Genomic DNA, 22,836 nt, shown 5'->3' on the forward strand with positions numbered 1-22,836 from the left:
TTGAGTAATCAGGCAGCTTGATAAGTTAAGGTCAAGTTGTCTGATATTGTCTCTATATTATCAATATTTTTATTAATTGCAATATAAAGAGAATCTTTAAAAGTTTGCATTGGCGTTTTACCGTAACAATGTTTACCTGAATGAGTTCTTTCATTATTATAACCTACAAGCCAGTTATCTATATCAGTTTGTAGCTCTTCTAATGTAGAATAAAACTTTTTGCGGAATAAAATGTGATAACATTCTTCTTGCATAGTTGTGTGGAATCGTTCACATATCCCATTAGTTTGAGGACTATAGGCTTTAGTTTTAGAATGATCTATATTTTCAATACCAAGATATAACTGATAAGCATGATGCTCAGGCTTGCCACAATACTCCGTTCCTCTATCTGTTAATATCCGAACCAGAGGAATATTATAGCTTTCAAAAAATGGTATAACCCTATCGTTAAGATGGTCTGCACTCGTTATAGCTGTTTTTTCTGTATAAAGTTTACAAATAGCAATAGAATAAGTATCAACGAAAGTTTGCTGATAAATACGTCCTATACCTTTTATATTCCCTACATAATAGGTATCTTGAGAACCAAGATAACCGGGATGTAAACTCTCAATCTCACCGCTTGCTTCACGTTTGTTTTTTACTTTTTCAAGAGCTGTTAACTGTATATCATTTAGAATAATACCGTCGCTTGCTACCTTATTTTCTAAAGCTTTTAAGCGTTTCTTAAAATTTTCTAAATCATGACGAAGCCAAACTGATCTTACGCCTCCTCCTGAAATAATTATTCCTTTCTTGCGTAGCTCATTAGCTGTACGTTCTTGACCATAAGCGGGATATTCAACTGTAATATTAACTATAGCATCTTCAACACTTGCTGGTACTCGGTTCTTTAAACAAGGCTTTCTTCTGCTCATCTCATATAGCGCTTCTTCTCCACCTTGTTCATGAAGCTCTTTATAGCGGTAAAATGTATCTCGGCTATAACCCATTACTTTACATGCTTGCGATACGTTACCTAGTTGTTCTGCTAGTTGTAATAAACCAATTCTTGGCTTTATTATTTTTTGTTGGTATATTGTCATCTGACAGTCTCCTTTTTTTAGAGGTTGTTAAATTTTTGCCGGGTACGAGTATATCTTTTTTTTCGTACCCAACAACTTCTTACTGTCAGATCAACTCCTAACTAGTACATATTAAAGCTTCAAAAATTGTTTGCAATACCGCATAAATTGATGCTTTTACAGGCGTTACTCCATCGTATGCGATACCCGTACTTAATTCCTTTGGGCATTGATTCTTTAATTCTTTCTAATTCTTTAGTTACTTCATTTGATAAATCTATGACGTTAGCTTTTGATTCTTTTATAAGACCAAGAGCAATGGAGCTTTGCCGTTATATCTAAAAATTATGTCCTCATCGGGAGAAGTTAAAGATATTTTCACTATATCTCGTAATTTTATTATGCTTCCATTTTGTACTTTTAGAATAATATTGCCGAATTCTTCCAGTGTAGATAAAGAACCTTCAAGAGTTACTATAAAATTATTACTTTTTGTTTTAATTGTACCTGCGGGATAATCTTTATTTTATTCTTTTATTGTGGATTCAATCTCTAATAAAGAAATTTTATGCTGATATAATTTTTTGGAGTCGGGTTCTATTCTCATTATATATTCCCGACCGCCGTAAATTTGTGATTGTCCTACGCTTTCAAGCTTATCTAACGGTGTTTGTAGATTATCTTCGACGATCTTTGTTAATTCTAAATCGCTATATTGATCACTTTCAATACTTATAAAAAGACTAGGAAAACTATCGGCATCAAGTTTTGCAACCGACGAAGCCTTCATATCTTGTGGGAACATATAAGTGATATCTGATATTTTGGAGTGAACATCGTTTAGTGCTATTGCAATATCGGTAGATAGTAGAAACGATAAAGTAATACTACTTTCGCCGGTAAAACTTTGAGAAGTTATATAATCTAAATTTTTAACCGTCTTTAAAGCTTTTTCTATACGCGTCGTTATTTCTTTTTCCATATATAAAGCATCGGCACCTGCATAATGAGCATCGACATTTATAATGGGAACTGAAATATCCGGAGTTCCTCTAATTTATAGCTTGGTAAAAAAAATTGCTCCAAGAGCTACGATAACCAAACTCAAAACCGTAGCAAAGACAGGACGTTTAATACAAATTTCAGACAATAACATTGGATTTAATATATTTTTCTTTAAAAATTTTATTCTAAATTAATTCGAATAGCGAATTATTATATAATCTGCTATTCGGTTAGAAATATTGAATATAAAAGGTGGAAACCGTTTTTCACCTTTTATATAAATTAAGTATATATTGTTTTTTATTAAAAAACTTATTAATTTTTTACAGAGTAGAAAATTAGCTTTTATAATTTACTATTGATAATAAATTAGGGTTTTAATGATAAATTTTCACTTTAATTACTTGATTAAGATAGTTTTAACAGTATAACTGATGTAAAATGGCTACATTTTTCTATAAATTAATATAATAACGTATATATTTTAAACTTTGTAAATAACTGGCATTTGCAGTATGTGGGTAGTTTGTTATAATTAACTCACATAAAAAATATATTGATGTATATTTATTGCCAGTTGTATATATTATTTTATAAAAAAACATCAATACATATTAATCCATTAAAGGAGAGTTGATTTTATTATGAATACACATAACAAAAAAGAACCAAAAAAAATGAATAAAACCGAATTTATAGCATTTATGACTGACCATGGTCATAATCATAAACATGTTTCACATAAAACATTAACAAAAGCTGATGCCGAGAAAGCACTTAATTTAGTTCTTGATAGTGTGATTAGTGCTATAAAGAGCCACCATAATATTAATATAACAGGTTTCGGTTCATTTGAAATACATCATAGAAAAGCACGTGAGGGGCGTAACCCAAAAACCGGAGCAAAAATGAAAATAGACGCTTACAATCAACCTACTTTTAGAGCCGGAAGAAAAATGAAAGAAGCTTGTAATTAATGATAAAGAAGTAACTTATAGTACTGATAATTTCTGAACCCCGTTACAAGCTTGCGGGGTGATACTAGAAAAACCGGCTCATGCAACAATGCTCTGCAAAAGCCGGAATGATGTAGAACGCTTCTTAAGTGTAATTCATAATGATATTACAACCATTGATAATTGAACGCCTAGAGTTTAACTTAAAACATAATAAGCTATATAATAGTTGGCTTATCGAAGCCGAAAATATAGAACAAGCTTTAAAAGACGTAGAAGAGTTTATATATATTAAGCTTTTTAAGAATAGCATTCCTCTTGAAAACAATCCTGATTATCATTTCGTCGCTAGGGAAACTTTAGCTACATCTAATGCTAAAAATATTTCTATTGAACAAATAAGAAAATTACAAGACTTCTTAAGCAAAACTTCTGCAATTTCAGGTTATAAAGTTGCAGTAATTTATTCAGCGGATCTTATGAATTTGAACGCGGCGAATTCATGCTTAAAAATTCTTGAAGATGCACCAAAGAATAGTTACGTTTTTTTAATTACTTCAAGAGCTGCAAGTATTATATCTACAATTAGATCAAGATGTTTTAAAGTTAATATTAGATCATCTATCCATAATACTAAAAGCGAATTATATTCTGAGTTTATTCAGCCGATAGCAGATAATGAAACGTTAGATTTTATTAATCGTTTTACTACTAAAGACCGAGAATTATGGCTAGATTTTATTGATAATTTATTATTATTAATGAATAGAATTCTTAAAAAATCTGCTAACGTTAATATTGAGCTTCTAGATTTAGAAAACAAGATTTTTAATAAACTGCCAAATAAGCATCCTTCCTATTTACTACAAAAATTTACCGACATAAAAAAGTTAATATATAATACCATTGATTATGATTTGGACTTAAAAACAAGTTATATATTAGTGGTGAATGAGTTTTCTAGTAATTAACACGATATCACTCCGTTCCTTTCCATGTTATCCATAAAACAACAAAACATATTGAGAGAAATATACTCTTTTTTTAAAAAAATAGTTAATAGGTATTCAAGATGGAAAGCAGTTTCCCTCTCGAATATAAATTTAATTTATGTTTTATTTTGACTATTGTTCATTTACTCGTAGTATATATTAGGTTTTGGGAACTTTATAAATTAAATTATTCGCATGTTTAAAACTTTAACACAAAATTTAACGAAGATTTTTGATAAGCTAGTCAGCTCAGGGATTTTGACCGAAGCCCAAATAGATGCTGCTATGCGGGATATAAGAGTAGCTCTTTTAGAGTCAGATGTTGCATTACCGGTGATAAAAGATTTTATAGCAGAAGTTAAACAAAAAGCTTTAGGGCAGGAGGTTATTAAGTCTGTTTCACCAGGGCAGATGATAATTAAAATTATCCATGAAGAGATGATAAATCTCTTAGCTTCAAGTGAAAGTGAGACAAAGATAAATTTAAATTCAAAGCCGCCTGTAAATTTCCTAATGGTAGGGTTGCAAGGGAGCGGTAAAACTACGGCGAGTAGTAAGCTTGCTTTACGACTGAAAAATCAAAATAAAAAAGTTCTACTTGTTTCTCTGGATACTTACAGACCAGCAGCACAAGAGCAACTCGCTATACTTGCAAACTCAGTACAGATTAATTCATTACCTATTGTGCAAGGTGAGAAACCTCTTGATATTGTCAAAAGAGCTATTGCCGAGGCTAAAATTTCTGCTTATGACGTCGTAATTTATGATACGGCAGGTCGTACACAAATTGATAAAGAGATGATGGAGGAGGCACTTGCAATAAAAAAGATAGTGGAGCCTACCGAAACTTTATTAGTAATTGACAGTATGACAGGGCAGGATGCAGTAGTTATGGCAAGCAGCTTTAATGAAAAGTTAGAGATTTCAGGATTAATTTTATCTAGAATTGACGGCGATTCTAAAGGTGGTGCAGCACTTAGCGTAAAATATATTACTAAAAAGCCGATTAAATTTTTAAGTAGCGGTGAAAAACTAACCGATTTAGAAGAATTCGATGCTGAACGTTTAGCTTCTCGAATACTTGATATGGGTGATATTATCTCTTTTGTTGAAAAAGCAGCTAGTATCGTTGATAGAGAAGAAGCCGAAAAAACGGCAGCTAAATTAAAAAAAGGTAAATTCGATCTAAATGATTATATGCAGCAAATGAGAAGTATAAAAAAAATGGGAGGTTTTGGCAATATACTTAGCATGTTACCGGGTAGCGGTAAAATTATGGATCAAATAGATCAATCAAAATTAAATAGTAAAATAATTGAACATCAAGAAGCAATTATTTTATCTATGACGCCGAAAGAGCGTAAAAATCCTGATATAATTAATGCCTCTCGTAGAAAACGTATAGCTGCTGGAGCAGGGACTACGGTACAAAAGGTAAATATTTTGCTAAAGCAATATAAGCAAATAAACGAGATGATGAAAAAAGCCAGTAAAATGAATCCTAAGAATCTATTACATAGCGGAATTGAAAAATTGTTTTCTTAAATAACTTTATGGATATATATTTATTATGAATACAGAAAAAGAAATGATAACAAATTTTATTGATGCACTTTTTGAACCGGATAGCCCATGGGATAAAATAGCACAATATGTTGAAGGTAAAGGTGAGTTCGTCCATCCAATACTTAATATTGCCACTATTTATGATTTACATTATGGTCTTATTGATTTTCGTAAAAGTTTTCCGGATATGACTCAAATTGTTAAATTAGTTGGAGTTCTTGAGAATGGTAACTTAATTGCTAAAACTTTTGCTTCAGCAACATTTAAAGAAGACCTCGCTAATTTTAAAGTAAACGGTAAGCATTGGTGTATTCCGGTATATTGGGAATTTGAATTAAACAATGGAAAAATTAAAATTGCTTCGGAATTAGCTAACCATCATGCAATTAATAATCAATTAGGTCTTGCCTTATTTAAAGCCCCATTTGAATTAGAATAATATTTTTATTGGCTTAGTTTATTTCAATTTATAATTGCAAAAGTAATATTAATTGTGTATTTATAACGGTAGTATATCATTAATATTTATGTCTAAAAACCTAAAGCACGACAAGATTATACGAAGTGCATTTGAAAATCCAATAGTTACCAAAGAGTTTTTTCAAATGCACTTACCACCACATATACAAAATTTGGCTTCTTTTAAAACCCTTAAAATGGAAAAAGATAGTTTTGTAGATAAAACACTTAAGAAATCCATATTAGATATTCTATTTTCTGTTAAATTTGATAGTGAAGACAGTTACTTATTTTTATTATTAGAACATCAAAGTAAACCTCATTATTATATGGCTTTTCGCTTGTTTAAGTATATGTTAAACATTACAGAATATCATAGGAAAGTAACAAAAAGCAAGAAATTTCCTTTCATATATTCTTTAGTATTTTATAATGGTATACAACAATATAATGCTCCTCAAAATCTTTGGAAATTATTTGAAAATAGTGAATTGGTAAAAGCTACTTGGACTAATGATTATCAACTCATAAACGTGCATGATATATCTGATCAAGAATTGAAAAAAATGCTTGGTCCGGAATTTTACAATTTTTCATGAAGCATATTCATGAACGTGATTTATTAAAAAGATGGGTAGAAGTAGCTGATTCTTACCTAAATTTGCTAAAGCTAATATTGGCATTGATTATATAGAATTAATTTTATGCTATACTTTAACCAAGATTAAGCAAAGTGATATAATTGAAGTAGAAAACATACTTAAATCAAAATTAAATCCTAAAAAAAGAGAAAAAATTATGGGAAGTATAGTAGATCATTGGCTGCAAGAAGGTAGAGAAGAAGGCAGAAGAAAAGAAAAAATTATTATAGCAAAAAATTTAATCAAAGCTGGTTTAAAAACTGACTTAATAATTGCTTCAACCGGATTAAAAAAAGAAGAAATTGAGAAATTACAACAAACTGCCTAAATTCTTTAAAAATATGAAAGTTACGGCAGATGATTTAAGCATTTATATTCATTGGCCTTTTTGTTTGTCAAAATGTCCATATTGTGATTTTAATTCTCATGTGGCAAGCACTATAGACCACAATCAATGGCTTAAATCTTATGAAACGGAAATCGAGTATTTTAGGGATATTATTCAAAATAAATACATTAAATCTATTTTTTTCGGCGGTGGAACTCCTTCGTTAATGAATCCTGTAGTCGTTGCAGGAATAATAAATAAAATCAGTAATCTAGCAATTATTGATCATCAAACCGAGATAACTCTAGAAACCAATCCTACATCCTTTAAAACTGAGAAGTTTAAAGCATTCAAATCCGCCGGAATTAATCGTGTTTCAATTGGAGTACAATCCTTAAAAGAAGAGGATTTAAAAAAATTAGGTAGAACTCATGATACTTTGCAAGCCATCAAAACAATTGAGGCGGCAAATGCGATTTTTCCAAGAGTATCATTTGATTTAATATATGCACGTAGCGGTCAGAAATTAAAAGATTGGCAAGAAGAATTAAAACAAGCTATGCAGCTCGCTACCTCGCATATTTCTCTTTATCAGCTGACTATCGAAAAAGGTACGCCGTTTTATAAATTATTTAAGGATGGTAATCTGATTTTGCCGCATTCAGACACGGCAGCTGAGATGTATGAATGGACGAATCATTATCTAGAATCTAAAAAATATTTTAGATATGAAATATCCAATTATGCTATGATAGGGAATGAATGTTTGCATAACTTGACTTATTGGAATTATAATAGTTATCTAGGTATAGGTCCTGGAGCTCATAGTAGAATAATTGATGCTTCAAGTGCGGTATCGGCAATTATGATGTGGCATAAACCTGAAAAATGGTTAGATTCGGTTAATACAAAAAATGTCGGTATTCAAACTAACACTAAGTTAACACATCAAGAAATCATTGAAGAAGTACTAATGATGAGTTTACGTCTTAGCAAAGGCATAAAGATTTCTACATTAGAACAGAAAATAAACGCAAAATTAGCAGATATTTTAGACATGAATAACCTGCAACATTATCAAAACCAAGACCTAATTAAGTTAGATAAAAATATCTATCTTACCGATAAAGGTTTAATGCTGCATAGCTACATAGTACCTAGATTAATTATATGAAAATTATTCAAGTAATTTTAAAGTTTATAATTATTTTTATTATTCCTTCTATTCATGCGATGGAATGTAAACTTGAGTATAAGACCGAAAAGATATACGTAGACGGTATTGAGTATGATCAAAAAGTCGGAAATCCAATTACACCGATAGCAGATGCTATTAAGGCAGATAATATTGATGAAGTAAAAAAATATTAGATGAGGGATATGGAGTAAATCAACCATGCTTGGGTTAGACTCCTCTAGATTATGCTATATCGAATAATAATATAAAAATTGCCGATTTTTTATTAAAGCGTGGTGCATCCATGAATTTAATCCATATAAATATAGGATTTATGAAGCCGGAAATTGCCGAATTTTTAATTAATCAGGGAATGAGTCCTAATTTATAAGATATGAAGACGGTATCCACACAACAATGCCTTGCGAGGAGCTGTGTTAGCAACACACATTAATCTTAGGAGTTTTTGCACTATCTACCGGTCTTATTGTGTGGATCGAGAAACGCATGTCATTCCCGCTTTCGCGGGAAGCCAAAAAAAAACGAAATTATTTGAGCTTTTAATATGAAAAATTAAATATATTTATATCTTTTAGTTACTAGATTCCCGCTTTTAGCTAGGAATGACATCGATCCATGCAACAATACCCTATCTACTGGACAATTACCACCATTCTACGAATGCTCGCAATGATGTTTTTACGTGATTTACATAAAACCGTTTGGTATTATGGTTATTATACCCATATCCAAGATTGAGCAGAATTTGCTAATATACCTTGGTTTATATCTTTCACTGAATATATTCTAATAAAATAACGGTCTTTTCCATCCCATTTAGGACTATAGCTATCTCTTTTATGTAAAACCATTTTATTGCTTAATACAACGATATCACCGGAAGTAACATATATATAGTTTTGAATAGATTTTTGATCTACGATTTCTCTAATTTTATTTAAAAACCCTGCTGCTCTTTGTGTTTCAGGAATAGCATCCATTTTTATTCTGCTGTAATAACCATTAGCATGTTCTACTAATAAAGGGAGATTCTTGCTCATTATTTTACATGAAAAAGAATCTACACTTGTTACTGTAAATTCATTACTACACCCTATTAAGATATCTTGATAGCTTAATTGATTTAATATATCTTTAAGACTAATATATACTATAGGTAGATTCTCATATCCTTTATTTACAATACTGAAAATTAAGTAATCGGGTAAAAAAAGAGGGAGATAAGTTATCACTCTTCTCTGTCATTGGACGGTATGCAGCATCTACATGCCAATCTAAATCATTATACGGCGATTGAGAGCTACGTTCATTATGAGAATTACGTCTTGGTACTACTGCTCTAATAATATTCTTGTCTTCATCTTTGTATAAGATAGAAAAACTACCGATTGTCCCTATTACTCCATACATATGACAAATTAATTCTTCTATTCCGCTAATCCGAACCTCACCGTCATAAGGGGTCATTATATTATAATTTTTTTGATCGATGTTTTTTATATGTATAATTTCTGTATCATTATTTACGGCATCTGTAATCTCTTTTATATAATTTACATAGTTTGTTTCTAAAAAATTTTTAAAAAATACGGTAGATTTATATAGATTTTCGGTAAAGTTATTTAAAACTTCATCGCTATTATTAGACATCTTTCCAAACCAGCTTATAGAGGTAATTTATGCGTTGAGCCTAGACTCGCATCTGCGCGATTGTCTATATATGCTGCGGTGCTGCGTTCCATGTCTCCTTTAAATTCCTCTCTATAAGCTGGTTTGGAAAGATGTCTAATATTAAAATTTTTTAGATAAATTTCCTTTCTCATAATATAAATCATTGCTAATTCAACTCGACTATGGGACTGTTAACAAAATTATTTTGTTAACAGTCCCATATCTTTAAATCTTTTTTATAACTGAGTTCCAATTTTTAGAAGCATTAATAATACCGAAAGGATCTACATATTTTGTATCTACTAAATATAAGTCTTTTTTTTCTTTCAACCAGCTAGTTAATCTAACGATTTTATTGTTTAAATTTTCTAATTTTGCTATACAAGTTTTTTCATCTAAAGTTTTCCTCCAAACATCATAGCACGCATTATTATAATCAATATTAGTATCTTCAATGATGAAATAATCCCCTTCTTCAAAGATATTATTATGAAAATATTCTAAAATACCTATAGTATTAATATGAGCATCTTCTATTAAAAGTATAGGATATACTATTTCGGATATTTTTTCTTTTGGGAATATCGCTTCTACTTTATTAAAATCGCCTTGTAAAAACTCTATTCTATTATCTCCTTTTACAGTTTGATCAATATTTTCAAAATCGAATCTATACTAATAACTTTACCATCTTTTACCGACAAACTTTGTATGTCCGCTAACCAAAGGGCGGAAGCTCCTTTAAAACTTCCAAATTCAATTATGGTTTTGGGTTTTAATTCTTGAATTAAACCTTGAGTAATAACAATCTGAAAAGGACTTTTTTGTAATGGTATATTTTTCCAATTAATATCACAGCTATTTTCAGCGATAGAATGCCAAAATGATTCAGATATATCACTACTGAAGTTCTATTATTTATAGATACAAATCTTTTTGATTGTACTGTATTATTTAGGAACTTTAACATACATCCTCAACTTTAAGCTAATATAGCTATTATAATACATACTTTAGATTCTAAAATCAATAGAATTTTTAATTTAAAAATTGAAATAAAAAAAGAAATTTTGATAACTATACTTCAAGTAAATGAATAGGAAGTAGTGTTGTTGTGTTAATACCCAAGCCGTCATTACGAGCGGGCATTATTGCATGAATAGGTGTTATTCCCGAGAAAGCAGTAATCCAGTAACTAAAAGATACAAATATATTTAATTTTTCATATTAAAAGCTCAAATAATTTCGCTTTTTCCTGGATTTCTGCTTTCTCGGGAATGACATAAAACGCATTTTTCGATCCATGCAACAATGCCTATAGTCGCTCGTAATGACGATATCCGGCCTTAGTTAGCAATATTATTAAGATAAATATACTTCCTTATCTAAAGTATCTTCGCTGTTATCTATAATCATAGTAATTGTTGCATCGCCGGTAATATTGATAGTAGTACGTAGCATATCAAGTATTCGGTCAATACCGGCAATAATTGCTACTCCCTCTATAGGTAAGTGAACCGCAGAAAGAACCATAGGCAGCATTATCAAAGAGGCACCGGGAATACCGGCACCGCCGATAGATCCAAGTGTTGAGGTGAGAATAATTACTAAATAGTCGTGAGGAGCAAGCGTTACTCCCATCATCTGAGCAAAGAATATAGTAGTAAGAGATAAATTTATAGCAAAGCCATCCATATTAATTGACGCACCTATTGGAAGTACAAATGAAGTACTAGACTCTGAAATGCCAAGCTTTTCACGACAAACTTGCATAGTAGTTGCAAGAGTCGCCTTGCTACTTGAAGTAGAAAAAGCAAGTATCTGATACTCAAAACTTTTCTTATAAAAAGGTATAGGGGAAACACGGCAGAATACATATATAAGTAAGCCAAAAACTAAATATTGGAATGTCATCGCCACAACTACCGCTACAACAAGTTTCGATAAACTAATCATTACCTCAACTCCCTGCATGCCTACAATCCAGCCTGTTAAAGCAAAAGCACCGTAAGGGGATAATTGAATAACAAACGATATCATTTTTAATATTAATTTTGACATTACATGAATTAAATCAGTAATAGGTTCACCGATAGATTTCATTTTGTTTAAGGTAATCCCAACAAAAATAGCAAAAAATACAACTTGCAAGACATCACCGTTTGCAAAAGCCCCAACAGCATTATCAGGGACGATATTTACAAAAAAATCAATTATATTAAATGAAGTTCTGCTTGTCGTTCCTGAAGAGGTGAAATCTATATGTATGTCTACTCCTGGCTTTAATACTAAGGCAACAGTGAGTCCAAAAACCGTGGCAAAAAAAGTAGTACCTAAAAAAGCGGCTACCGCTTTCATTCCTACTCTACCAAGAGCAGAAGTATCATTCATACTAGTGATACCGGAAACCAAACTGAAGAAAATTAAAGGGGTAATGATCATTTTTATCAAGCGTAAGAAAATGTCACCGATAGGTTTAATATAATTAACATATTGTGGTAAGTATATACCAAATATAATACCTAAGATTAACCCTAAGGTAACTTTTTGCCATAATTTCATAATTTACTTACTTAATTTTTAAATTTGTTCAACTATAAGTTTATTTACTATTTTGGTCAACCCATTCTAAGTACTTTTGAAAGCCATAGTCAATATTTATTTTTATTATTTGCGGTAATTCATAATTATGAATTTCAAGGAGTTTATTTTCAATTTCGTTATAATTAGAAGATTTTGCTTTAATTACAAGTCTATATTCGGTTTCTAAAGTTACTCTACCATCCCATCTAAAGTAACTTTTGACATCGTCAATTTGAATACAAGCAGCAAGATTTAATTCTAACAAAACAGATGCTATTTTTTCGGCAATTTGCAAATCATTAGTAGTAGTTAAAATTAAACAGCAATCTTGCATACTCGATGAACTTGAAAAATTGGCTACGTCATCTTTATAAGTCCTCGGATGCCCACGTACTCCTGTACGCTCCGCTCCTCGGCTTACAGATTCCTTGCTCTTTTCTACTAAGTTGATCTTTGTATAATCCCTCTTCATTTCATAGAGATACATACCTAAACCTCAACAAAACAATTCGGTGTTTCATATAGTTTGAGGCTCGCTATGAAGAAGTTTTGACCTACGAAAAGTTTAGGAAAAATTTCATTCTTTAAATGCGTCGCTATATTTTCTGCAGTTGGGTTATTTTGCATATAATATATTTTTTGACCGGTACAATTTTCTATTTGCTGCCCCATTTTTTTATCATCTTGATGTAGGATTAAGCTATGATCAAAATTTTCGTTAATCCATTTTTTAGCTAAATCCTTAATTAAACCAAAATCGATTACCATGCCAAGTTTATCGATTTCGTTTGCAGCTATAGTTATCTCAAGAACATAGCGATGACCATGTAAAAACTGACATTTATTTTGATGTCCAATAATTCTATGTCCTGCATCGAATTCAATGCGACGAGTACATTTTATCATTATTATATACTTTCTTTCTTTGAATAATTTTACTTCTTTTTCAAGAAGTAAAAACGGGACGCAAATCGTCATTGCAAGGAAAAATTGAAAATTGTGACGAAGCAATCCAGTAAAAAATTCTGTAAATCAGAATTTTTTTAATTATTTCTGGATTACCACACAGCCTACGGTTGCTCACAATGACAACATTTTCTACAAATTTAATAATAACTTCTCTGGATTTTCAATTAGTTCTTTAATTTTTACTAAGAATGATACTCCTTCTTTCCCGTCAATTATACGATGATCGTAAGATAAAGCTATATACATCATTGGACGTATTTCAATTTTACCATCTATAACTACAGCTCTTTCTTCAGTTTTATGTAAGCCTAGAATACCTGATTGAGGTGGATTAATAATCGGTGTAGATAATAATGAGCCATATACGCCGCCGTTAGAAATCGAGAATATCCCCCCTGACAAATCAGCCATAGAAAGCTTACCCTCACGAGCTTTTTTAGCCAAAGTTCCTATAGCTTTCTCCACTTCGGCAAATCCCATTTTATCGGCATCCCTAACAATCGGTACAACAAGTCCTTGCTCTGTTCCGACAGCTACCCCTATATCGTAATAATTCTTATATACTAAATCATCGCCGTCTATTTCAGCATTTACCGATGGAATAAGCTTTAAAGCTTCTATAGTTGCTTTAACAAAAAATGACATAAATCCAAGTTTCACAGCGTGCTTTTTCTCAAACTCTTCTTTATATTGATTACGCAAGGCAATTACTTTTGACATATCGATTTCGTTAAAAGTAGTCAAAGTAGCTGCCGTATTTTGTGAATCTTTTAAACGCTGTGCAATAGTTTTACGCAAGCGTGACATGCGAACACGCTGCACTCTATCTTCATTAGATTTACTTATTGTAGGAGCAGAAGTAGCCGCAGGCGTAGTGTTTATTGTTGCAAGTACGTCACCTTTGGTAATTCTACCGTCTCTACCTGTTCCTTTTATATTATTGGGGTCAAGCTTATTTTCGGTAACTAATTTTTGTACGGAAGGAGCAAGAGTATTATTAGCCACAGCGGGTTTTTCTACAGGTTTTTCTGAAGTAGGTTGCGTGGCTATTTGAGCTTTAGCAGATTCATTATTAGTACCAGCAGTATTTGCAGCTGTCCCTTCAGTTATTTCGCCTATTTCTTCGCCAACTGCTACATTTGCACCATCAGTTTTCGATATTTTACCTATAGTACCGTTGCAAGGAGCATTAACTTCTAAAGTCACTTTTTCGGTTTCGATTTCTAACAATAATTCATCGGTTTGAACTGAATCACCTTCTTTCTTATACCATTTGGCAATAGTTGCTTCCGTTACGGACTCCCCAAGTGACGGTACTATAATTTTAACGCTCATAATTTATTTTACTCCTATATTTGTATGGCATCGCCCTGTATAGTTTTATCGTCATTGCGAGAAGACGCCATCTCGGGCAAATTCCTGAGATTGCCACGCTCCTTTCAGTCGCTCGCAATGACGATTCTTAGGCAATACCCCCTAAGAATCATACTCCCAATGCTTCCCTTAATAGCTTCTCCTGCTGTTGATTATGTGCTTGCAGCGAACCTACTGCCGGAGAAGCTGATTCTTCTCTACCTACATATTTAAATTCATTATTAATTCCGGCTTCTTTTAAAGCATCGTTTAAGTGAGAAACTATATAACGCCAAGCTCCCATATTCTTTGGTTCTTCCTGACACCAAATAAATTCCTGCGTCCTATTATATTTTTTTAATAGTGATGCTACAACCTTTTTTTCAAAAGGATATAATTGCTCAAGCCTGACAATTACTATATTACTATTATTGCCACGCATTTCAAATAGATCATAATATATCTTGCCGCTACATAAAATTACTTTAGTAATATTGTTTGTATCTACTTTAGTTACTTCATCTAAAACCGGCAAGAAAGTAGTGTTTTCTCCTAGCTCATCGAGTTTAGATACGGCATGTTTATGACGTAATAATGATTTTGGCGACATTACGATTAACGGTTTGCGGGTATCATCAAGTATTTGGCGACGTAGCAGATGAAAAATAGAAGCAGGAGTAGTTGGATATGTAACATACATATTATCCTCAGCCGCTAGCTGCAAGAACCTCTCAAGTCTTGCCGAGCTATGCTCCGGTCCTTGCCCCTCAAATGCATGAGGTAACAAAACCACAAGCCCGCTCATACGAAGCCATTTAGTTTCGCTGCTTGAAATAAACTGGTCAAAAATAATCTGAGCTCCATTAGCAAAATCACCGAATTGTGCTTCCCATAAAACTAAATTTTTTGGATTTACTAACGAATAACCATACTCAAAACCAAGCACCGCATATTCAGATAAATTACTATCGGCTACCTCGTATTTTGCTTGTTCTTTAGATAAATTATTTAGAGGTATATAGGTAGTATCATCAATTTGGTTGTGCAATACTGAATGACGGTGCGAGAAAGTACCGCGTCCCGAATCTTGTCCAGTTAGCCTTATATTTGTGCCTGAAGCAAGCAAGCTTGCAAAAGCTAGCTGCTCTGCCGTTGCCCAATCAATAGGCTGATCTCTAGTCAGAGTAGCTTTTCGAGCTTCAAATAATTTCACAAGTTTTGAATTAACGGCAAAATCTTTCGGTATTTCATATAGTTTAGTTCCTAAATCTTGTAATGTTTTTTTACCGACGCCCGTTATTGCAGCTTGTGTACGAGTACGAGAAATGCCTTGCCATAACCCGCCTAAGAAATGTGCTTCTTGCTTATAACTTTTTGCCTGCTCATATTCCTTATCTAGCTTTGCTTTAAATTCTTCTTTTAACTTAGCAAAATAATTATTATCAATTATACCGCTTTTTACTAACTCATTTGCGTAAATATTTCCAGGGGTTGGTTTGCTTTTAATAATGTTATACATCTTGCCTTGCGTATACATTGGCTCATCGCCCTCATTATGCCCGTATTTACGGTAACAAATAATTTCTACTACAATATCCTTACCGAATTTCTGCCTGTATTCTACCGCAATATTAGTTGCTTTTAACACTGCTTCTATGTCATCACCGTTAACGTGTAAAATCGGAGCAGCTATTATTTTAGCAAACTCCGTAGAATATCTACTAGCTCTAGTATCCTTAGCATTAGCCGTAAAACCTAGCTGATTATTAATTACGAAATGCAATATTCCGCCAATATCATAAGCAGCTAAAGGTGACATTGATAGACTCTCGGCAACTACGCCTTGACCGCAAAAAGCAGCGTCACCATGCACTAAAATAGCCTTAACTTTGCTGCGTTTAGTATCTCCAAGAATATCTTGCTTTGCTCTTACTTTCCCTGCAACTATAGGATTTACTGCCTCTAAATGCGATGGATTATCGGCAAGCGATAAATATATTTTCTTATCCTCTATAGTTCTATCGGACGAATAGCCTAAATGGTATTTTACATCGCCTGAAACATTTAGCTCATCAGGAAATACGCTGCCGCTTATGAAGCCCGCAATAACGGCTTTATATGGCTTACCGACTACTTTAGTCAGAGTGTTTAATCTCCCTCGATGTGCCATACCGATAACGATTTCTGAGACGCCCTGATGCATAGATAAATCTATAGCTTTACTCATGGCGACTATAGAAGCATCTCCGCCCTCAATGGAAAAACGCTTAGCTCCAGGAAATTTAGTATGTAGATACTGCTCAAACCCTTCTACTTCTACTAAATCATTTAGGATAGTTCTTTTGTCTTCAGAAGAAAATGTAACTTTGCTTTCTAGCTTATTATATAACCAGTTTTTTTCTTCTACATTTTCTATTTGCTCAAACTCTACACCTATAGAACCCGTATAAACTTTATCGAGCTTGGTAACTAATTCAGATAATTTACAGTTCCAAGTGCCGACAAATTCATCCGTAATATTGATATTTTCTTCTAGCTGACCGCTATCAAGACCAAAAGTTTCTATATTAAGCTTTAAATCATTTTTTGTTTTGCGTATCTCAAGACTAAGCGGATCAAGATTTGCTAAATAATGAGCATGCTTGCGATAAGCATGTATCATCTCTTTAGCTTTTAAACTAGACATCTTTCCAAGTTTCGCTTCTAGAGGGAATTTATACGTCGATCCGGTACTCGCATCCTCACGTACTAGTGTGTACGCTGTGGTGCTGCGTTCCGTGTCTCCTTTAAATTCCTCTCTATAAGCTGGTTTGGAAAGATGTCTACTATTTAAGCCTTCTGAAGATAGATTATTATTTAACGGTTCTTTTTTTGTTTCATCTGGGATAATTACTTTAGCCGTACTTTTATTGAGTAAAGTATTATTATCCTTAATTTCGGCAAAAAAACCTTGCCAAGTTTGATCAACTGAAGCGGGGTTTGTTAGATATTGTCTATATAGTTCTTCAACAAAAACAGCATTCCCACCAAATAAATAACCTGTTTTTTTTAAATATTCTTCCATATTGTTGTTTGTATTGTTTGATTAACGTCATCGCGAGGAAATTGCATAGTAATTGACGAAGCAATCCAGCTAAAAATGCTATAAATTAGCATTTTTATAATTTTCTTCTGGATTGTCGCGTCGCTATGCTCCTCGCAATGACGATTTTATTACTATAAATACTTACCCTTCTAAATATCTTATATACACCTCAGGGTTAATTTTCCCCTCACCGCTAGCACTTTTTAATAAATCGGCTGAATTTTTTAACGAACCGAGATTTCTCTTTTAAGTACTGAAAAAACTTCGCTGATCTCACTACTTTTTCTGCTTGGATCAAATATATCTATTAATGAGTCGTATAATCCGCAATTAAAAACATCTGCTCGTACTTTACCAACTTCTTCGTATAATCTAAAATTTTTTGTAAGTGTGGTTTGAATAAATTATAGTCGTTATTTTTTCTTGCTTCTCGCCAAACAAATTCGGCTTTAGTAGTAGTGGCTACCAATTTCTTTTGTAGCTGCTCGTCAATACAATTTGTATCTGTTATTTTTCTCTCAATCTTTCTAATATTAGCATTTTGCCATTCATTAAGGTTCTTTGATTCTTCTTTTGCCTTGCTAAGTAACTCTTTTAGCATAGGAGATTTGAGCATAGAATGAACAAGCGACGTTAAAGTTACTATTTCGTTGCTGCGACTTTCTCCTGAACCTATAGGCATATTTACAGCAACATCCCAGTATAATATGCTCAAAATATTATTAAAATGAGAGATGGCCAGAGACTCGTTTTCTAATTTTGTATAGTTGTTGTTCATAATTTTTCCCTATTGTCATCCCGTGGCTTGTCCACGGGATGACAGTGCAATAACTCTTTTGCTGCTTTTAAACTAGCCTTGGTGATTGTTTTACCTGAAATCATGCGGGCGAGTTCCTCTTGTCTTTCATCTAAATTTAAGGCTTTTACCGTTATTTTTGTTTCTTTTTCTAGCTGCGTTTTCTCAATTTTTATATGCAAATCCGCTTTACCTGCTACTTGGCGGCTGGTGAGTAATAACTATTATCTGCGTAACTGAGCTAAGCTTTTTTAATCGCTCACCTACTTTATCTGCAACCTCTCCGCCAATCCCGACATCTATTTCATCAAATATAATAGACGGTTTTACCATTTTATCAAACAAAGAAGTTTTTAAAGCTAACATGAACCTTGATAATTCACCGCTGGAAGCGATTTTATTAATTGCTTCCGCTGCCGTTCCCGGGTTAGTAGAAGCTTTAAACACAATATCGTCATTGCTGCCGGCGGTCGGTTCTTTTTTAGCAGTTATCTCAATCCCAAAAATTGCTTTCGCCATTTTAAGCTGTTTTAGCTCCTGATGCAACGATTCTTCTAAGTGTTTTGCAGCAATAAGACGCTTTGCGGATAAATAGCTCGCTAGTTCATAATATTTTTTCTGTAATAGTACTTCTTGAGCTTTTAACTCATTGCTATTTGCTATTTTGTTTTTTAATATACCGCGCTGCTCTAAAGATTTATCTAAAAATACACCTAATTCATCAGCGGGAACATTATATCTACGGCTAATAGCTTTTATTAAAAATAATCTTTCTTCTGTTTCTTCAAGATTATATTCCTCATAATTAAAACTATCTAACAGATTTGATAATTCTTGGCGTGCTTCTTCTAGATTATTATAGGCCTCCTCTAAACTTGTAACGATAGCTTCAAAACGCTCATTGTCGCCTTGCCTTGCTAATAATTTCTCTGCTCTATTAATCGATGTATTTATTTCGGGGTTATTAATTTGTTCTAGAATATCTTTTATTAGCTGTAAATCCTTATCTTTATTTTGCAAATCTTTTCTGATATTTGCTAATTTTTCTTCTTCACCTATTTGAATGTTCAGCTTAGTTAATTCTTCCGTTGTAAAGCTCAAATAATCAATTTCCTGCTCTATAGAATTGTGTTTAAGTGTTATTTCGGCAATTTCTTTTCTAGTATCTTGCCAAGTCTGATAACATTTAGAAAGTTCGGCTCGAAAGTCCAAAAGATTTCCGTAACTGTCTAAAATATCACGCTGCGTATTTGCTTCTAGAAGAGAAATATTATTATTTTGTCCATGAAGCTCAAATAAATAAGTAGCTAATTGCTGCATAAGAGCTTTAGTAACCACTTGATTATTAATGAAAAATTTTTTTCGTCCTTCGGCTTTTTGCAGACACTTTACAAGCAATAACTCTTCAGGCTCAATAAAATTTTGGATCAGAAAATTTTTTATTTCTTCATTTAAAGAGAATATTATATTAACAACAGCGTAATCTTTTCCACGCTTTATTATATTATTTGAAGTTTTATAACCTAGGCAAAACAAAATCGCATCAAGTAAAATAGATTTACCGGCTCCTGTTTCACCAGTAATAACGCATAAACCTTTATTAAACTCAATTTCCAGCTCATCTATCAGAATGAAGTTTTTAACTGAGAAACTGCAGAACATATGCTGCTTAATTTTAGTGGTTCTGAACTAGCCTATACGCATAACTATACCATTGACTATCAGGATAGTTATAACCTAGTACCGAGGCATATTTTTTTGCTTCATCCGGCAGCCCAAGCATCATATAGCTTTCGGCTAAACGGTAAAGAGCTTCTACCGAGTGAGAAGTAGTTTGATAATTATCAATTACTTCTTCAAATCTGTTAATTGCTGCCATTGGGTTCTTTTTCTTTAAGTAAAACCGACCTACTATCATCTCTTTACCTGCTAAATGATCGTTTACTAGGTCGATTTTTAAAGATGAATCAATAGCATATTTAGTATTTGGGAATTTTGCTATTACGTCTTCAAAACTATCTTTAGCTAGGAAAGTTCTAGATTGATCATGATTTACGTCTGAAATTAACATATAATATGATAATGCTTTAAGGTAATATGCATAAGCAATGTCAACATTTGCAGGGTGCAAATTAATGAACATATCAAGCACATCAACCGCTTCTTCATATTGAGCGGCGAGGAATAAAGAATAAGCCTGCATCAATTCGGCTTGCGGCGTCATTTCATTACCTGGATGTTGGTAAAATACTCTTCCGAATTCTTCCGCAGCTTTCTTATATTTTTTCTTTTCCAATAAGGTAATACCTTCATTATAAAGGGTAGGGATAGGAACTACTATGTCATCACTGTTTTTTTTGCTTTTGCATCCGCTGAAAACTAACCCTATAACTAAAAGGGGACTCAATAATTTTGCTAATTTCATAAGAACTTAAGTTCAGTTAATACCTAAATATACATATAAGCTTACAGAATTTCAAGGATTCAATTTAAAATCTCATAAACTTATAAATTAGACCTATTCAGAAATGAGGATTTAGGTAGGAATCCCTCCGAAGACACTTAACTTCGAACCACAGCGTACACGTAAGTAACGTGAGGATTCAAGTACCGGATCGACGTATAAATTACCCCTAGAAGGAATAGGTCTATTTTTTGGACTTATTTCTCTACCCAGTGTTCTTTATCATTTTTATGGTATTTTGTTCTACGGCTGACCATGCTACTGTATGTGCAACTGTCTCTCTAGAGTTATTTCCACGTCTTTTATCGGCATCCTTATATTGTTCAAATGCATGATTAAAAGCTTTGCGATAAATATCCTTAGCATGGCTCGGAAGATGATTTTTGACTGAATCAAGTAAGTCGTTATTATTTTTCTGGATTGCCACGCTCCTTTTAGTCGCTCGCAATGACGAGGCTTATATTCATGACCATAAGCTTTTCATTTTATTAAAAAAGCTGCCGTCATTTTCTTTTTCATTTATGGACTCTTTTTTGAATTCTTCTAGTAATTCACGTTGTCTTTTAGATAAATTTTTAGGTACTTCAACATGAATATGTGTAAGCATATCACCCCTAATAGTTGATCTCATTTTAGACATACCTTTGCTGCGTAGCCTTAATTGATCACCGTTTTGTGTGCCTGCAGGAATTGTTAAGTTTATTTTTCCACCTTCAATTACTGGTACTTCCATCTCTCCTCCAAGAGCGGCATTCACAAAACTAATAGGTAGTTTACAATGTAGATTTGCTCCGTCTACTTTATAAATATCATGTGGTTTTATTGCTATATCAACGTACAAATCACCGCTATTACCGCCTCTAATGCCTGCTTCCCCTTCTCCGATATGTCTTATTCTAGTACCGTTTTCAACACCAGCAGGAATATTTACTGATAAATTTCGTTGCTTACGGTAACGTCCCATGCCATGACATTTTTTACAAGGATTTTTTATAATTTGTCCGTTACCTTGGCATTTATGACAAGCTTGCTCAATCGTAAAGAATCCTTGCTGAATTCTAGTTGCTCCAACACCGCCGCAAGCATCGCAAGTAGTTATGGTTTCACCTTTTTCAGAACCGCTACCGTGACAAGTATCGCATTTTACTTCGCTAGAAAAGCTAATATTTTTTTCTATACCGTGAAATGCTTCCTCTAGGTTAATTGTCAGATCATATTTTAAATCCGAGCCTCTAACTTTAGCTGAAGTTGGGCGTGATGATCTTCTGCTGCCTCCCATAAAGTCGCTAAAGAAGTCGCTGAATATATCATTGATATCGGGGTGAAAACCGCCATGATTTCCTTCTCCCCCTCGTGATTGTTGATTTTGAAAAGCATCGTGTCCAAAACGGTCATAAGCAGCTCTTTTTTGTTCGTCTTTTAAAACATCATAAGCAGCATTGATTTCTTTAAATTTCTTCTCGGCATTCGTATCTCCGGCCGCCGCATTATCGGGATGATATTGTTTAGCTAGCTTATGGTAAGCTTTTTTAAGATCAGCTTGACTAGCTGTTTTACTAATACCTAGTATTTGGTAATAATCTTGTGACATAATTTAATTTATAAACACGGTTGTCATCCCGCGACTTGATCGCGGGATCTTAGGAATCCATTTATATATTTTACTGGATCCCGCGACTTGATCGCGGGATGACAAATTCAGT

General features: G+C 33.0%; 20 protein-coding genes and 6 pseudogenes. 9 read left to right on the top strand and 17 right to left on the bottom strand.

What is annotated here, in order from left to right:
- Nucleotides 1-8: 8 nt before the first annotated feature.
- Both AB1146_RS03990 and AB1146_RS03995 read right to left on the bottom strand, forming a co-directional pair.
- A complete protein-coding gene (locus tag AB1146_RS03990; RefSeq protein ID WP_010420735.1) occupies nucleotides 9-1,088 on the bottom strand; it encodes an IS481 family transposase in 1,080 nt (359 codons plus the stop codon).
- Between the two features lie 109 nt (nucleotides 1,089-1,197).
- A pseudogene (locus AB1146_RS03995) lies at nucleotides 1,198-2,124 on the bottom strand (efflux RND transporter permease subunit); the annotation flags it as partial.
- Between the two features lie 592 nt (nucleotides 2,125-2,716).
- Here AB1146_RS03995 and AB1146_RS04000 point away from each other — a divergent pair.
- From AB1146_RS04000 to AB1146_RS04040, 9 genes and pseudogenes are all read left to right on the top strand, one after another.
- Entirely contained in the window at nucleotides 2,717-3,049 is a 333-nt protein-coding gene (locus tag AB1146_RS04000) for an HU family DNA-binding protein (protein ID WP_010423743.1), read from the top strand.
- Between the two features lie 140 nt (nucleotides 3,050-3,189).
- Nucleotides 3,190-3,999 carry a DNA polymerase III subunit delta' gene (locus AB1146_RS04005; protein WP_198005262.1) on the top strand — a complete coding sequence of 270 codons (810 nt, stop codon included), beginning with the start codon at nucleotides 3,190-3,192 and terminating at the stop codon, nucleotides 3,997-3,999.
- Nucleotides 4,000-4,215: 216 nt separating this feature from the next.
- The gene (ffh, locus tag AB1146_RS04010; RefSeq protein ID WP_010423738.1) at nucleotides 4,216-5,565 is read left to right on the top strand and encodes a signal recognition particle protein; all 1,350 of its coding nucleotides are present in this window, start codon (nucleotides 4,216-4,218) and stop codon (nucleotides 5,563-5,565) included.
- Between the two features lie 25 nt (nucleotides 5,566-5,590).
- Complete coding sequence (locus tag AB1146_RS04015; protein WP_010423736.1) at nucleotides 5,591-6,025, top strand: hypothetical protein; 435 nt, start codon at nucleotides 5,591-5,593, stop codon at nucleotides 6,023-6,025.
- Nucleotides 6,026-6,113: 88 nt separating this feature from the next.
- Nucleotides 6,114-6,644, top strand: a complete 531-nt coding sequence (locus AB1146_RS04020) for an Rpn family recombination-promoting nuclease/putative transposase (RefSeq protein WP_010423734.1) — start codon at nucleotides 6,114-6,116, stop codon at nucleotides 6,642-6,644.
- Nucleotides 6,645-6,843: 199 nt separating this feature from the next.
- Nucleotides 6,844-7,014 (top strand): hypothetical protein, encoded by a 171-nt coding sequence (locus AB1146_RS04025; RefSeq protein WP_010423732.1) that lies wholly within the window; start codon nucleotides 6,844-6,846, stop codon nucleotides 7,012-7,014.
- 13 nt (nucleotides 7,015-7,027) lie between these two features.
- A complete protein-coding gene (gene hemW, locus AB1146_RS04030) occupies nucleotides 7,028-8,188 on the top strand; it encodes a radical SAM family heme chaperone HemW (protein WP_010423730.1) in 1,161 nt (386 codons plus the stop codon).
- Nucleotides 8,185-8,385, top strand: a complete 201-nt coding sequence (locus AB1146_RS04035) for a hypothetical protein (RefSeq protein ID WP_010423727.1) — start codon at nucleotides 8,185-8,187, stop codon at nucleotides 8,383-8,385. Before hemW ends, AB1146_RS04035 begins: the two co-directional genes overlap by 4 nt.
- Before the next feature lie 56 nt (nucleotides 8,386-8,441).
- A pseudogene (locus tag AB1146_RS04040) lies at nucleotides 8,442-8,623 on the top strand (ankyrin repeat domain-containing protein); the annotation flags it as partial.
- Nucleotides 8,624-8,928: 305 nt separating this feature from the next.
- Here AB1146_RS04040 and AB1146_RS04045 read toward each other — a convergent pair.
- The 15 genes and pseudogenes from AB1146_RS04045 to dnaJ all read right to left on the bottom strand — a co-directional run bounded on the left by AB1146_RS04045 (nucleotide 8,929) and on the right by dnaJ (nucleotide 22,724).
- A complete protein-coding gene (locus AB1146_RS04045; protein ID WP_232203638.1) occupies nucleotides 8,929-9,444 on the bottom strand; it encodes a carbon starvation induced protein CsiD in 516 nt (171 codons plus the stop codon).
- Nucleotides 9,386-9,862, bottom strand: a complete 477-nt coding sequence (locus AB1146_RS04050; RefSeq protein ID WP_232203637.1) for a hypothetical protein — start codon at nucleotides 9,860-9,862, stop codon at nucleotides 9,386-9,388. The genes AB1146_RS04045 and AB1146_RS04050 overlap by 59 nt, the downstream gene beginning before the upstream one ends.
- A gap of 17 nt (nucleotides 9,863-9,879) precedes the next feature.
- A pseudogene (locus AB1146_RS04055) lies at nucleotides 9,880-10,035 on the bottom strand (palindromic element RPE1 domain-containing protein); the annotation flags it as partial.
- A gap of 388 nt (nucleotides 10,036-10,423) precedes the next feature.
- Nucleotides 10,424-10,522: pseudogene (locus AB1146_RS04060) on the bottom strand (cephalosporin hydroxylase); the annotation flags it as partial.
- A complete protein-coding gene (locus AB1146_RS04065; protein ID WP_355404432.1) occupies nucleotides 10,522-10,779 on the bottom strand; it encodes a CmcI family methyltransferase in 258 nt (85 codons plus the stop codon). The gene AB1146_RS04065 and the pseudogene AB1146_RS04060, both read right to left, overlap by 1 nt.
- Nucleotides 10,780-11,245: 466 nt before the next feature.
- Nucleotides 11,246-12,445, bottom strand: coding sequence for a dicarboxylate/amino acid:cation symporter (locus tag AB1146_RS04070; protein ID WP_010423718.1), 1,200 nt, complete (start codon nucleotides 12,443-12,445; stop codon nucleotides 11,246-11,248).
- Between the two features lie 40 nt (nucleotides 12,446-12,485).
- A complete protein-coding gene (gene cutA, locus AB1146_RS04075) occupies nucleotides 12,486-12,800 on the bottom strand; it encodes a divalent-cation tolerance protein CutA (protein WP_010423716.1) in 315 nt (104 codons plus the stop codon).
- A gap of 155 nt (nucleotides 12,801-12,955) precedes the next feature.
- On the bottom strand, nucleotides 12,956-13,372 hold the full coding sequence (locus tag AB1146_RS04085; protein ID WP_010423715.1) for a 6-pyruvoyl trahydropterin synthase family protein: 417 nt from the start codon (nucleotides 13,370-13,372) through the stop codon (nucleotides 12,956-12,958).
- Between the two features lie 192 nt (nucleotides 13,373-13,564).
- The gene (gene odhB / locus AB1146_RS04090) at nucleotides 13,565-14,770 is read right to left on the bottom strand and encodes a 2-oxoglutarate dehydrogenase complex dihydrolipoyllysine-residue succinyltransferase (protein ID WP_010423712.1); all 1,206 of its coding nucleotides are present in this window, start codon (nucleotides 14,768-14,770) and stop codon (nucleotides 13,565-13,567) included.
- A 148-nt stretch (nucleotides 14,771-14,918) separates the two neighbouring features.
- Complete coding sequence (locus AB1146_RS04095; protein ID WP_010423711.1) at nucleotides 14,919-17,852, bottom strand: 2-oxoglutarate dehydrogenase E1 component; 2,934 nt, start codon at nucleotides 17,850-17,852, stop codon at nucleotides 14,919-14,921.
- A gap of 257 nt (nucleotides 17,853-18,109) precedes the next feature.
- A pseudogene (locus AB1146_RS04100) lies at nucleotides 18,110-18,651 on the bottom strand (carboxypeptidase M32); the annotation flags it as partial.
- Nucleotides 18,648-20,331, bottom strand: a pseudogene (gene recN / locus AB1146_RS04105) (DNA repair protein RecN). The pseudogenes AB1146_RS04100 and recN, both read right to left, overlap by 4 nt.
- Before the next feature lie 13 nt (nucleotides 20,332-20,344).
- A complete protein-coding gene (locus tag AB1146_RS04110; protein ID WP_010423704.1) occupies nucleotides 20,345-21,094 on the bottom strand; it encodes an outer membrane protein assembly factor BamD in 750 nt (249 codons plus the stop codon).
- Nucleotides 21,095-21,338: 244 nt separating this feature from the next.
- The gene (locus tag AB1146_RS04115) at nucleotides 21,339-21,560 is read right to left on the bottom strand and encodes a ChaB family protein (RefSeq protein ID WP_010423701.1); all 222 of its coding nucleotides are present in this window, start codon (nucleotides 21,558-21,560) and stop codon (nucleotides 21,339-21,341) included.
- Between the two features lie 36 nt (nucleotides 21,561-21,596).
- Nucleotides 21,597-22,724, bottom strand: coding sequence for a molecular chaperone DnaJ (gene dnaJ / locus AB1146_RS04120; protein WP_010423700.1), 1,128 nt, complete (start codon nucleotides 22,722-22,724; stop codon nucleotides 21,597-21,599).
- Nucleotides 22,725-22,836 lie beyond the last annotated feature (112 nt).

It is taken from the genome of Rickettsia helvetica (assembly GCF_963970025.1).
Lineage (GTDB): Bacteria > Pseudomonadota > Alphaproteobacteria > Rickettsiales > Rickettsiaceae > Rickettsia > Rickettsia helvetica.

Bases quoted from the DNA above. Each gene is read 5' to 3' on its own strand.
- AB1146_RS03990 (WP_010420735.1), bottom strand. From the start codon at position 1,088: ATGACAATATACCAACAAAAAATAATAAAGCCAAGAATTGGTTTATTA.
- AB1146_RS04000 (WP_010423743.1), top strand. From the start codon at position 2,717: ATGAATACACATAACAAAAAAGAACCAAAAAAAATGAATAAAACCGAA.
- AB1146_RS04005 (WP_198005262.1), top strand. From the start codon at position 3,190: ATGATATTACAACCATTGATAATTGAACGCCTAGAGTTTAACTTAAAA.
- ffh (WP_010423738.1), top strand. From the start codon at position 4,216: ATGTTTAAAACTTTAACACAAAATTTAACGAAGATTTTTGATAAGCTA.
- AB1146_RS04015 (WP_010423736.1), top strand. From the start codon at position 5,591: ATGAATACAGAAAAAGAAATGATAACAAATTTTATTGATGCACTTTTT.
- AB1146_RS04020 (WP_010423734.1), top strand. From the start codon at position 6,114: ATGTCTAAAAACCTAAAGCACGACAAGATTATACGAAGTGCATTTGAA.
- AB1146_RS04025 (WP_010423732.1), top strand. From the start codon at position 6,844: ATGGGAAGTATAGTAGATCATTGGCTGCAAGAAGGTAGAGAAGAAGGC.
- hemW (WP_010423730.1), top strand. From the start codon at position 7,028: ATGAAAGTTACGGCAGATGATTTAAGCATTTATATTCATTGGCCTTTT.
- AB1146_RS04035 (WP_010423727.1), top strand. From the start codon at position 8,185: ATGAAAATTATTCAAGTAATTTTAAAGTTTATAATTATTTTTATTATT.
- AB1146_RS04050 (WP_232203637.1), bottom strand. From the start codon at position 9,862: ATGTCTAATAATAGCGATGAAGTTTTAAATAACTTTACCGAAAATCTA.
- AB1146_RS04070 (WP_010423718.1), bottom strand. From the start codon at position 12,445: ATGAAATTATGGCAAAAAGTTACCTTAGGGTTAATCTTAGGTATTATA.
- cutA (WP_010423716.1), bottom strand. From the start codon at position 12,800: ATGCAAGATTGCTGTTTAATTTTAACTACTACTAATGATTTGCAAATT.
- AB1146_RS04085 (WP_010423715.1), bottom strand. From the start codon at position 13,372: ATGATAAAATGTACTCGTCGCATTGAATTCGATGCAGGACATAGAATT.
- odhB (WP_010423712.1), bottom strand. From the start codon at position 14,770: ATGAGCGTTAAAATTATAGTACCGTCACTTGGGGAGTCCGTAACGGAA.
- AB1146_RS04095 (WP_010423711.1), bottom strand. From the start codon at position 17,852: ATGGAAGAATATTTAAAAAAAACAGGTTATTTATTTGGTGGGAATGCT.
- AB1146_RS04110 (WP_010423704.1), bottom strand. From the start codon at position 21,094: ATGAAATTAGCAAAATTATTGAGTCCCCTTTTAGTTATAGGGTTAGTT.
- dnaJ (WP_010423700.1), bottom strand. From the start codon at position 22,724: ATGTCACAAGATTATTACCAAATACTAGGTATTAGTAAAACAGCTAGT.